Annotated in this window: 9 protein-coding genes; 6 read left to right on the forward strand and 3 right to left on the reverse strand. The window is 63.2% G+C overall.

Features of this window, described 5'->3' with window-relative positions; translation table 11 throughout:
• Nucleotides 1-4: 4 nt before the first annotated feature.
• Nucleotides 5-469, reverse strand: a complete 465-nt coding sequence (locus NPS29_RS28030) for a CopD family protein (protein ID WP_274136718.1) — start codon at nt 467-469, stop codon at nt 5-7.
• A gap of 124 nt (nt 470-593) precedes the next feature.
• Here NPS29_RS28030 and dinG point away from each other — a divergent pair, with 124 nt between their 5' ends.
• From dinG to NPS29_RS28060, 6 genes are all read left to right on the forward strand, one after another.
• Nucleotides 594-2,738, forward strand: coding sequence for an ATP-dependent DNA helicase DinG (dinG, locus tag NPS29_RS28035; RefSeq protein ID WP_274136719.1), 2,145 nt, complete (start codon nt 594-596; stop codon nt 2,736-2,738).
• Between the two features lie 107 nt (nt 2,739-2,845).
• On the forward strand, nt 2,846-5,029 hold the full coding sequence (locus NPS29_RS28040; protein WP_274136720.1) for a beta-galactosidase: 2,184 nt from the start codon (nt 2,846-2,848) through the stop codon (nt 5,027-5,029).
• A 191-nt stretch (nt 5,030-5,220) separates the two neighbouring features.
• Nucleotides 5,221-6,369: a serine hydrolase domain-containing protein gene (locus NPS29_RS28045; protein WP_274136721.1), complete on the forward strand. Its 1,149-nt coding sequence runs from the start codon at nt 5,221-5,223 to the stop codon at nt 6,367-6,369.
• Between the two features lie 149 nt (nt 6,370-6,518).
• Entirely contained in the window at nt 6,519-7,616 is a 1,098-nt protein-coding gene (locus NPS29_RS28050) for an OmpA family protein (protein ID WP_274136722.1), read from the forward strand.
• Nucleotides 7,617-7,664: 48 nt separating this feature from the next.
• Nucleotides 7,665-8,312 carry a pyridoxamine 5'-phosphate oxidase gene (gene pdxH / locus NPS29_RS28055; protein ID WP_274136723.1) on the forward strand — a complete coding sequence of 216 codons (648 nt, stop codon included), beginning with the start codon at nt 7,665-7,667 and terminating at the stop codon, nt 8,310-8,312.
• Between the two features lie 193 nt (nt 8,313-8,505).
• Nucleotides 8,506-8,970, forward strand: coding sequence for a glycine zipper 2TM domain-containing protein (locus NPS29_RS28060; protein ID WP_274136724.1), 465 nt, complete (start codon nt 8,506-8,508; stop codon nt 8,968-8,970).
• 158 nt (nt 8,971-9,128) lie between these two features.
• Here NPS29_RS28060 and nhaA read toward each other — a convergent pair whose 3' ends face one another.
• Nucleotides 9,129-10,304: a Na+/H+ antiporter NhaA gene (gene nhaA / locus NPS29_RS28065; RefSeq protein WP_274136725.1), complete on the reverse strand. Its 1,176-nt coding sequence runs from the start codon at nt 10,302-10,304 to the stop codon at nt 9,129-9,131.
• Nucleotides 10,305-10,603: 299 nt separating this feature from the next.
• A complete protein-coding gene (locus NPS29_RS28070) occupies nt 10,604-12,217 on the reverse strand; it encodes an NAD(P)/FAD-dependent oxidoreductase (RefSeq protein ID WP_274136726.1) in 1,614 nt (537 codons plus the stop codon).
• Nucleotides 12,218-12,400: the final 183 nt, after the last annotated feature.

The following is a 12,400-nucleotide window of genomic DNA, read 5'->3' on the forward strand; positions in this document are numbered from 1 at the left end:
AAAATTAGAACCCCGGGCGCGCTGCGGCGATCGCCACCACTGCAATCCCCACCAACAGATTGATACCCACCAGCCGCCGGATCCCGCCCAGCGCCGCGGCCCCTTCGGCCCATTGCTCTGCCGCCACGGCCTTCTGCAACTGCGGCAGGTTCAGGGTCGAGATGCGCAGAAACAACGCCACCATCACCACATACAGCCCGATCATCACCTGCACATAGCGTGGCGCGGTCTGGAAACCGCTGAAATTGATGTTGATCATCCCAATCCCCGTGACCGGCAGCATGATCACCGCGCACCAGACCCAGACGAAAAATCGCGGAAACACCTGCGCCCACAACTTCAGCCGCATCGGGCCTTCGAGGGCTGCGATGACCGCTGGTCGCAGAATCATCCAGGCAAAGAACATCCCTCCTACCCACAAGACCGCAGATAACACATGCAAGGTGTAGACAAAGGCTACAGGCGACATCGAGAACTCCGATCTGCACAGAAAGAATTAGCGCGGTATGATAGCCGCCCCGCTGCGACCACTGATAATTTATCCAGCGTTTTTTCATTTGCAACCCTGTGACGCCGAGCCAGCTACCCAGCCCATGATCAGTACCGAACTCAAATCCCAGATTCAGGGCGCCTATTCGCGTTTCCTCGAAGCCAAGAGCCTCAAGCCTCGCTACGGCCAGCGTTTGATGATCGCCGAGGTGGCCAAGGTGCTGGGCGACGTCGAGACCGACGAGGAAGGCCGGCGTTCGGGGGATCCTGCGGTGGTCGCGGTCGAGGCGGGAACCGGTACCGGCAAGACGGTGGCCTACGCCATCGCCTCCATTCCCACCGCCAAGGCCGCCGGCAAACGGCTGGTGATCGCGACGGCGACCGTGGCCCTGCAAGAGCAGATCGTGCACAAGGACCTGCCGGACCTGATGCGCAACAGCGGCCTGAACTTCTCGTTCGCCCTGGCCAAGGGCCGGGGGCGCTACATGTGCCTGTCCAAGCTCGACATGCTCCTGCAAGAAGGCAACGCGCAAAGCGCCACGGCCCAGTTGTTCGAGGAAGAAGGCTTCAAGATCGAGGTCGATGAGGCCAGCCAGAAGCTGTTCACCACCATGATCGAAAAGCTCGCGGGGAATAAGTGGGACGGCGACCGTGACAGTTGGCCACAAGAGCTGGCTGACCAGGACTGGGCGCGGCTGACCACCGACCACAGCCAGTGCACCAACAGGCATTGTCCGAATTTTCAGCAGTGCGCCTTCTACAAGGCTCGCGAAGGTATGGGAAAAGTCGACGTCATCGTCACCAACCACGACATGGTCCTTGCCGACCTGGCGCTGGGCGGCGGTGCTGTCCTGCCCGATCCGCGGGACACCCTGTACGTGTTCGACGAAGGCCACCACCTGCCTGACAAGGCCATCGGCCATTTTGCCCATTTCAGTCGCTTGCGCTCCACCGCCGACTGGCTGGAGCAGACCGCCAAGAACCTCACCAAGTTGCTGGCGCAGCACCCCTTGCCCGGCGACCTGGGCAAGCTGATCGAGCAGGTGCCGGAGCTGGCCCGCGAGATCAAGGCGCAACAGCAGTTCATGTTCACTGCCTGCGAGCAACTGGCCGACTTCAAGACCGGCGAAGACATGGAAGGCCGCGAGCGTCCGCGCCATCGTTTCGTGGGTGGCGTGGTGCCCGAGCACATGCGCGAGATGGGCATCGAACTCAAGAAGGGCTTTGCCCGGCTCGACGACCTGTTCACCCGCCTGACCGAACTGCTCAAGGAAGGCATGGATGGCGAGGTGAACATCGGCATCGCCAGCCACCAGGCCGAAGAGTGGTATCCATTATTCGGCAGCCTGCTGGCACGTGCCCACGGCAACTGGGAGCTGTGGACCGCCTTTACCGCCGAAGATCCGGAAAACAGCCCGCCCATGGCGCGCTGGCTGACCCTGGCCGAGAGCGGCTCGCTGTTCGACATCGAGGTCAATGCCAGCCCGATCCTTGCGGCCGAGATGCTGCGCCGCAACCTGTGGAACGTGGCCTACGGCGCGCTGGTCACCTCTGCGACGCTGACCGCGCTGGGCAAGTTCGACCGCTTCCGCATGCGGGCCGGCCTGCCCAAGGATGCGGTCACCGCCGTGGTGCCGAGTCCGTTTCATCATTCCGATGCCGGCGTACTGCGGGTTCCGGATCTGAACGCCGATCCGCGCAATGCCGCCGAGCATACCGCAGCGATCATTCGCGAACTGCCGGGGCTGGTCGAGGGCTCCAAGGGCACGCTGGTGCTGTTCTCGTCGCGCAAGCAGATGCAGGAAGTGTTCGATGGTCTGGAGCGCGACTGGCGCAAGCGGGTGTTCATCCAGGGCAACCTGTCCAAGCAGGAGACCCTGAACAAGCACAAGGCGCGGGTCGATGGCGGCGATGAAAGCGTGTTGTTCGGCCTGGCCAGCTTCGCCGAAGGCGTCGACCTGCCGGGGGCTTACTGTGAGCATGTGGTGATCGCCAAGATCCCGTTCGCCGTGCCGGATGACCCGGTGGAAGCCGCGCTGGCCGAGTGGATCGAGGCTCGCGGCGGCAATCCGTTCATGGAAATCGCCGTGCCCGATGCATCGCTCAAGTTGATTCAGGCCTGTGGCCGCCTGCTGCGCACCGAGCAGGATCGCGGGATCATCACCCTGCTGGACCGGCGAGTGGTCACCCAGCGCTATGGCAAGGCGATCCTCAATGCGTTGCCGCCGTTCCGTCGCGAAATTTCCTGAAACCCATCGGGGATGAAACGGGGTTGATCGGGTCTTATCTCGGCCTGCCTGAGCATCGCGGCTGACGCCAGTGCTCGGGTGTCCGAAGATTCTGGAGCCCCGATCCCATGATTCGCCCCACGCTGTCCGCCGTTCTCGCACTGGCCTGCATTGCACCTGTGTACGCGGCGCCCGATGGTCAGCAGACACTGTTCAACTTTGTGCGTCCTGCCGATGTGGTGCAGGTCACCACACAGGACGCCACGCTGCCCCAGGCCAACGCCGAGCAGACGCCTGAGGGCGATGTGCTGCGCCGGGTGACTTTCAACCCGGCCGCCAACCCCAGCCTGAGCCTGACCCCACAGAGCGGCGTCTGGGACTGGAGCGCCGACAGCGCCATGACCCTGCGCCTGCAAAGCGCGATGGACTGGGCGCTGACGCTGCATGTGCGGATCGAGAGTGCCGACGGCAAAATCCTGGACAGCCGCATCGACCTGCCGGCGGGCCCTGCGCAAACCCTGATCGTGCCACTCAAGGCCAGCTCCCCGCTGAGCCAGGGCATGCGCGTCGGGCCGCCCATGCCCTGGACTTACGAAGGCCAGCGCGTGCTGCTGGCCAGCACCGAGGGCGATCTGGACCTGGCCCAGGTGAAGTCGGTGACTGTGTCGATGTCCCGGCCTGATGTTGCCCAGAGTGTGCTGATCGAGAAGTTCGGTGTGCAGCAGGGCGATGCGGTGATGAAGGCCGCCTACAGCAATCTGCTGGACGGCTATGGCCAATACACCCGTGGCAAATGGCCGGACAAGATCACCAGCGATGACCAGCTCAAATCCCTGGCGGCCAAAGAGCAACAGCAGCTCAAGGGCTGGATCAAGGACCGCCCGGCCCATGACAAATACGGCGGCCTGCTGAAAGGCCCGACTTTCGAGGCCAAGGGCTTCTTTCGGACTGAAAAGCGCAATGACCGCTGGTATCTGGTGACGCCCGAAGGCCACCCGTTCTACTCCCTGGGCGTCAACGCCATCGCGGCGGATGACAGCCAGACCTACGTCGAAGGGCGAGAATCGATGTTCGGCAGCCTGCCCGGCAACGATGACCCGCTGGCGGTGTTCTACGGCACCGGCAATGACCACCGCGAGACGGGGGCGAGCAAGGGGCGACAGTTCGATGCAGGGCGCTGGTTCGATTTCTACGGTGCCAACCTGCAGCGAACCTATGGCGTGCAACCGGTCAGCCTGGATCTGAAGCGCTGGACTGATCACACCCTGCAACGCCTCGAGGCCTGGGGCTTCAACACCATCGGCAACTGGAGCGAGCCCGAGCTTGGCAACCGCGAGCGCGTGCCCTACACCTTGCCGCTGTCCATCGTCGGTGATTACGTCAGCATCAGCACCGGCCACGACTGGTGGGGCGGCATGCCCGATCCGTTCGATCCGCGTTTTGCCATGGCCACCGAGCGCGCGGTGGCCATCGCTGCACGGGATCACCGTGACGATCCCTACCTGATCGGCTACTTCGCCGACAACGAACTGGCCTGGGCCGGGCCCGGAAACGATCCGAAGGACCGTTACGCGCTGGCCTATGGCACGCTGAAACTGACCACCGACGTTCCGGCGAAGCGGGCGTTCCTCAAGCAACTGCGCGACAAGTACCGCAATCAGGAAGGGCTGTCCAAGGCTTGGGGCATCGATCTGCCGGCCTGGGAGTTGATGGAGGATCCGGGGTTCGAGCCGCCACTGCCGAACCCCGAGCATCCGGAGATCGAGAACGACTTCAGGCATTTTCAGCACGTGTTTGCGCAGACCTACTTCAAGACCATTTCCGATGCCTTGAAGTGGCACGCGCCTAACCACCTGCTGCTGGGCGGACGTTTCGGTGTCAGCACCCCGGAAGTGATTCAGGCCTGCGCCCAGTACTGCGACGTGCTGAGCTTCAATCTGTATGCGCTCAAACCTCAGGACGGCGTGGACTTCGCGCAGCTCAAGGTGCTGGACAAGCCGGTGCTGGTCAGCGAGTTCCATTTCGGCTCGCGGGATCGCGGACCGTTCTGGGGCGGCGCCGTCGAAGTGCCTCGCGAAGAAGACCGTGGGCCTGCCTACGCCAACTTCCTGAAAAGCGCATTGGCCGAGCCTTCGATTGTCGGCGTGCACTGGTTCCAGTACCTGGATGAGCCTGCCACCGGGCGCATGCTCGATGGCGAAAACGGCCATCTGGGGTTGGTGAGCATTACCGACGTGCCGTATCAGGGGTTTGTCGAAGCGGTGCGCAAGGCCAATGGGCAGGTGATTGATGTGATCGGCAAGCCACAATGACCCGTAGGAGCGCGCTTGCCCGCGACGGTGGTGTGTCATGGGAAACATCCGTTATAGACAAATCGCCATCGCGGGCAAGCGCGCTCCTACAGGTTTTGTCGTAAGTCTGACAGCGTGCCGCTGTTCCCAAACCGCTCAATCGCTGGAACAATGCACGCCATTTTTCTGCAGCCTGACCGGAGGGCGACACCGTGCAGATCCAGGGTCATTTCGAGCTTCAATTCGAAGCCGTGCGCGAAGCCTTTGCCGCATTGTTCGACGATCCGCAAGAGCGCGGCGCTGCGCTGTGCGTGCAGATCGGCGGCCAGACGGTGCTCGACCTGTGGGCAGGCTGTGCCGACAAGGACGGCGCCGAGGCCTGGCACACAGACACCATCGCCAACCTGTTTTCCTGCACCAAGACCTTCACCGCAGTCACCGCCCTGCAGTTGGTGGGCGAGGGCAAGCTGAACCTGGACGAGTCGGTGGCGCGCCTGTGGCCTGAATTCGCGGCCGCCGGCAAGCAGGCCATCACCCTGCGCCAGTTGCTGTGCCACCAGGCCGGCTTGCCCGCCCTGCGCGACATGCTGCCGGCCGAAGCGCTCTACGACTGGCAAGCGATGACCGACGCGCTGGCTGCCGAGCAGCCCTGGTGGACGCCGGGGCAGGGGCACGGTTATGCCGCGATTACCTACGGCTGGCTGGTCGGCGAAGTCATCCGCCGTGCCGAAGGGCGCGGGCCGGGTGAGTCCATCGCGGCGCGCATCTGCCGGCCGCTGGGGCTGGATTTCCACGTCGGTCTGCCGGACGAGGAATTCCATCGCGTGGCCCATATCGCCCGCGGCAAGGGCAACGTCGGCGATGAAGCGGCCCAGCGCCTGCTCCAGGCGACGATGCGCGAACCCACCTCCATGACCGCCCGCGCGTTCACCAACCCGCCGTCGATCATGACCAGCACCAACAAACCCGAATGGCGGCGCATGCAACAACCTGCCGCCAATGGCCACGGCAACGCCCGCAGCCTTGCCGGGTTCTATAGCGGTTTGCTGGATGGCAGCCTGCTGGACGCCGAGCTGATCAACGAGCTGACCCGCGAGCACAGCATCGGCCAGGACAAGACGCTGCTGACCCAGACGCGCTTCGGCCTGGGCTGCATGCTCGACCAGCCCGAGGTGCCCAATGCCACCTTCGGCCTGGGCGGCAAATCCTTCGGCCATCCTGGCGCCGGTGGTTCCGTGGGGTTCGCCGATCCGGAGCGCGATGTGGCCTTTGGCTTCGTCACCAACACGCTGGGCCCCTATGTGCTGATGGATCCCCGGGCACAGCGTCTGGTCCGGGTGCTTGGTGAGTGTTTGCAATAACTGTCGCTGATAAGTGCTTGTTCTACCGACTGTCAGTTAAACCGCCCATATGGGAACCGTAGGGCGGTTTCTTTTTCCAACTCGGCGTTTATGCGTGTTATATGGGCGCTGCTTCGTTCATTTTCTGATCAATTTTTTGTGGGTCACCCATGTCTGCCAACAAAAGTCTCGCATTTGCACTGTGCCTCGCCGTTACCGGTTGCGCGCAAACCCCTCAGGACTCGTCGGCCAGCAACGACCATTGGTGGTCGTTCGGCTCCGGCAACAGCGCCGACGCTGCCAAGGCCGCGCCGGTGAAGCCTGCGGCCAGCCCGGCTGCCGCTGAAGTGGCCAAGACTGAAGCCGAGAGCGGCAGCCACTGGTACTGGCCGTTCGGCTCCGACCACGGCACCACCGAGAAGAAGCCGGAAGTGGCAGCGACCAAGCCGAGCGCCCCTGAAGTCGCCAAGGCCGATACCGGCAGCAAATGGTGGTGGCCATTCGGAGGCAGCGAAGCGAAGAAAGACGCAGCGCCTGCCTTGCCGAAGATCGACCCGAAAGTCACCCAGGCCTGGCTCGACCTCAACGAGCCGAAAGTGCGCGAGGCGATCAAGGACAGCAAGTTCGAACTCGAGCGCCGTGAAGACGTGCTGGTCGTGACGGCACCGGTGGACAGCACCTTCAACCCGGACCGTCCGGAAATGCTGCTGCCGATCAACCTCGGCCCGATCACCCGCATGGCCAAGCTGGTCGAAGGCGATCAGAAATCCGCCGTGCTGGTACTCGGCCACGCCGACGTCGCCAGCGACAGTAACCTCAAGATCAGCCAGCAGCGCGCACAGTCGGTGGCGGCGATCTTCCGCCTCAGCGGCCTGGAGCGTAATCGCCTGAACCTGCGCGGCATGGGCGCGGCAATGCCTCGTGTCACCGCAGATACCGCTTCGGCGCGTGCCCAGAACCGTCGCGTTGAAGTGATTCTCACGCCGCAGGATTCGATGGTCGCCTTGTTGGCCAAGTACAACCTGCCAGCGGTACCGGCGCCGACCATGGTCGCTGTGAAGGAAGCCCAGCCAGCAGTCGCCCCGGCACCGGCCACCAAGGCCGCGCCTGCCAAATCCGCCGCCCCGGCCAAGAAGGCAGCGCCGGCCAAGGCTCCGGCAACCAAGAAAGCGCCTGCCAAGAAAGCCACTGCTACCAAGGCCAAGGCCGCACCCGCCAAGCCTGCCGCCAAGAAAGCAGCCAGCGACGCGCAAGCCAGCAGCAACTGAGGGTAATATCGCTATCCCGTCCACGGATTTCGATAAAGGAAGGCAGTGATGAGCCAGCGTCTGGCTGACATGCGTCGCAACTACGCCCGCGAGGGTCTGACCGAAGCCCAGGCTCCGGAAGAACCCTTCGCGCTGTTCCACCAGTGGTTCGACGAGGCGGTGAAGACCGAGCAGGCGCCGGTCGAAGCCAACGCCATGACCCTGGCGACCGTCGATGCCGACGGTCGTCCTCACTGCCGGGTCCTGCTGCTCAAGGGGCTGGACGCTCAGGGGTTCACCTTCTTCAGCAACTACGACAGCGCCAAAGGCCAGCAGATGGCGGCTCACCCCTTTGCCGCCATGACTTTCTTCTGGCCGACCCTGGAGCGTCAGGTGCGCATCGAGGGGCGGATCTCGAAGGTTTCCCACGAAGAATCCGACGCCTATTTCCAGGTTCGTCCTCTGGGCAGCCGCCTGGGAGCGTGGGCTTCGCCGCAAAGCCGGGTGATCGCCGACCGCGAAGAACTGGAAGGACTGCTCAAGGCCACCGAGGCGCGGTTCAGCGATGGCCAGCCGCACTGCCCTGAACATTGGGGTGGCTACCGCCTGGTGCCGGACCGGATCGAATTCTGGCAGGGCCGGCCAAGCCGCCTGCACGACCGGCTCAATTATCGGCTGGTCGATGGTGCCTGGACCCGCGAACGCCTGGCGCCCTAGACCTGCGATTCTGCCGGTGGGGAGGTTGGATCGGCATTTCTTTGAATCAATCGCCCATGCCGTCGTCCATACTGATAGACGCTGGCGGCTTTCTGTATAGCGCCTGAATGAACGTAAATAATCGGTACAGGTTCGTGACATGACTCAGCGCCGCAGAGTTTAATCGCCACCTGTTCCTTTGGAGATGAATGTTATGCGTAAGTCTGTTCTGTTGGTTGCTTCGTTCACTGCCATGGCGCTGACGCTGGGCGGCTGTACTTCGAGCCTGACCGGCGACTCCTATTCGCGCGATGAAGCTCGCCAAGTCCAGACCGTACGCCTGGGCACCATCGAGTCCTTGCGCCCTGTGAAGATTGAAGGCACCAAGACCCCGATCGGCGCCGGTGCCGGTGCGATCGTCGGTGGTGTGGGTGGTAGCGCCATTGGTGGCGGTCGCGGCAGTATCGTTACCGCCGTGATCGGTGCGGTGGCCGGTGGCCTGCTCGGTTCGGCCGCCGAGGGTGGCCTGACCCGTGCGCAGGGTGTGGAAATCACCGTGCGTGAAGATGACGGCAGCATGCGTGCCTACGTGCAGGAAGTTCAGGAAAACGAGATCTTCCGTGTTGGCGAGCGTGTTCGCATCATGACTGTGAACGGGACCAGCCGCGTTACTCACTGATCCTGCCGCAAATAAAAACGCCCCGATCTTCGGGGCGTTTTTGTTCGCGGGATATCACTCCTTTTCGTAGCAGCACGGCTTGCCGGCGGGAGCGGTGGGTCAGACAAAGAGGCAGTGCCTGATACGACGCCCCCGCCGGCAAGTCGTGCTGCTACGGTTCAGTGCGCCTTGCGGCTGGAAAGCGCGGTGATTGCGTAGCCGATCAACGCGGCCAGGATCGACCCGGTCAGGATGCCCATCCGGTCCACCCCGGCGAATTCGCTTTGTCCCGGCACGAACGCCAGCGAGCCGACGAACAGGCTCATGGTGAAGCCGATGCCGCACAGGATCGACACACCCAGCACCTGGCCCCAGTTGGCGCCGGCCGGAAGCGTGGCCATGCCGGTCTTGATCGCCAGCCAGGTCAGGCCGAACACGCCCAGCATCTTGCCCAGCAGAAGGCCCGCAGCGATGCCCATGGGGACGTGATGGGTGAAGCTGTCCAGGCTCACGCCCGTGAGCGAAACCCCGGCATTGGCGAAGGCGAACAGCGGCAGGATGGCGTAGGCGACCCAGGGGTGCAGGGCGTGTTCCAGCGTCTGCAGGGCAGAGGCGGTTTGCCCCGTGGATTTGAGCGGAATGCAGAACGCCAGCACCACGCCGGCCAGGGTGGCATGCACGCCACTCTTGAGCACGCACACCCACAGCACCAGGCCGACCAGCAGGTAGGGTGCGAGTTTCGTCACCCCCAGGCGGTTCATCGCGATCAGGGCCAGGATCGAGGCGCCGGCCAGCGATAGCGACAGTGTGGACAACTCCCCCGAGTAAAAGAGTGCGATAACGATGATCGCGCCCAGGTCGTCGATGATCGCCAGGGTCATCAGAAACAGCTTGAGCGATACCGGTACGCGCTTGCCCAGCAGCGCGAGTACGCCCAGGGCGAAGGCGATGTCGGTCGCCATGGGAATCGCCCAGCCGCTCATGGCCGCAGGGTCGTCCTTGTTCAGCGCCCAGTAGATCAGCGCCGGCACCACCATGCCGCCGATGGCGGCCACGCCCGGCAGGACGATCTGCGAGGGACGCGACAGATGACCCTGAAGTACCTCGCGTTTGACCTCAAGGCCAATAAGCAGGAAGAACAGCGCCATCAGGCCGTCGTTGATCCACAGCAGGAGCGGTTTGGCGATCTTCAATGCGCCGATCTGCGCCACCACCGGCGTGTCGAGCAGGCCGTTGTAGAGCCAGGAAAGCGGCGAGTTATTGATCAGCAGGGCGAGGGCGGCTGCAGCGATCAGCAACAGACCGCCAGCCGCCTCAAGCTGGAAAAAGCGTTTGAATGTATTGCGTACGGGCAAGGTCACTCTCCATGGACATGCGCAAAAGGAGCGCCACCGTACCGCGTGTTCTTATTGCTGAAAACAAAAGTTATATTCGATTTTGTTATAAAAAATTGAATATGAACCTGTATACAAAGGATTTGTGTGAAGTGTTACAAAGTGCTGCAGGGCTTATACGACGGGGCTTGTAGGAATCTTCAACAAACCCGTAGCAGCCCGGCCGGGCGGCGCTCCGCTTGCCGGCGGGAGCGATCTCAAGGACGCCCCCGCCGGCAAGCCGTGCTGCTACGGTCGGTATAGTTCAGGTATTGCGTTTGTTACTCGACGATACCCAACATGCTCTTGGCCAAGGCTTCGGCGATACGAATCCCGTCGACACCCGCCGACATGATCCCTCCCGCGTAGCCTGCGCCTTCACCGGCCGGGAACAGGCCCTTGACGTTGAGGCTCTGCATGTCCGCGCCGCGGGTGATGCGCAGCGGCGAGGAGGTGCGGGTTTCGATGCCGGTCAGCACCGCATCGGCCTGGGAGAAGCCGCGGATCTGTTTTTCGAACGCCGGCAACGCTTCGCGAATCGCCTCGATAGCGAAGGCGGGCAGGGCATCGGCCAGGTCCGTGAGTTTCACGCCGGGCTTGTAGGACGGCTCGACGCTGCCCAGCTCGGTGGACGCCTTGCCTGCGATGAAATCACCCACTAGTTGCGCAGGCGCTTCGTAGTTCTCGCCGCCCATGATGTAGGCGTGGGATTCCAGGCGTTCCTGCAGCTCGATACCGGCCAGCGGGCTGCCCGGATAGTCTTCGTCCGGGGTGATGCCGACCACGATGCCTGAGTTGGCGTTGCGCTCGTTGCGTGAGTACTGGCTCATTCCGTTGGTAACCACGCGGTTCGGCTCGGAAGTCGCCGCCACCACGGTGCCGCCCGGGCACATGCAGAAGCTGTACACCGAACGCCCGTTTTTCGCGTGGTGCACCAGTTTGTAGTCGGCAGCGCCGAGCTTCGGGTGCCCGGCGTACTTGCCCAGGCGCGCGCGGTCGATCAGCCCTTGCGGGTGTTCGATGCGGAAACCCACCGAGAACGGCTTGGCTTCCATGTACACGCCACGGCCGTGGAGCATGCGGAAGGTGTCACGGGCGCTGTGGCCCAGGGCCAGGATCACGTGGCGCGACTCGATGCGCTCGCCGCTGGCAAGCTCCACGCCCTGCAACTGGCCGTCTTCGATCAGCACGTCGGTGACGCGCTGTTCAAAACGAACCTCGCCACCCAGCGCTTCGATCTGCTGGCGCATGTTTTCCACGACGCCGGTCAGGCGGAACGTGCCGATGTGCGGCTTGCTGACGTAGAGGATTTCTTCCGGCGCGCCGGCCTTGACGAACTCGTGCAGGACCTTGCGCCCGTGGAATTTCGGGTCCTTGATCTGGCTGTAGAGTTTGCCGTCGGAGAAGGTGCCTGCGCCGCCTTCACCGAACTGCACGTTGGACTCGGGGTTGAGCACGTTCTTGCGCCACAGGCCCCAGGTATCCTTGGTGCGCTGACGGACTTCCTTGCCGCGTTCGAGGATGATCGGCTTGAAGCCCATCTGTGCCAGCAGCAGGCCGGCGAAGATGCCGCACGGGCCGAAACCGACGACCAGCGGGCGTTCGGCGAGATCGGCAGGCGCCTGGCCAACGACCTTGTAGCTGACGTCCGGTGCGGGTGTCAGGTGCTTGTCGTGGCTCAGGCGCTTGAGCAGCGCGGCTTCGTCGCGCACTTCAAGGTCGATGGTGTAGATGAATTGCAGTTCGGTGGATTTCTTGCGCGCATCGTAGCTGCGCTTGAAGAGGGTGAAATCCAGCAGCTCGTCGCTGTCGATGCCCAGGCGTTGCAGCAGCGCAGGGCGCAGCTCTTCATCCGCGTGGTCCAGCGGCAGTTTGAGTTCGGTGATTCGTAACATTGAAAGGTCCGGTTTCGGGCCGCAGGATCGGCCCGGCAGCGCTACAAGAACCGGAGATTATAAGCCAGATTGGACATTGAACGTTACCCGAAGCCTGGTCGCGCGCCGACCGTCCGTAGCAGCACGGCTTGCCGGCGGGAGCGGTGGATCAGACGACACATCATTGACTGATAGATCGGAAGA

Origin of the sequence: Pseudomonas putida, assembly GCF_028682175.1 — a bacterium.
Classification (GTDB): Bacteria; Pseudomonadota; Gammaproteobacteria; order Pseudomonadales; family Pseudomonadaceae; genus Aquipseudomonas; species Aquipseudomonas putida_AD.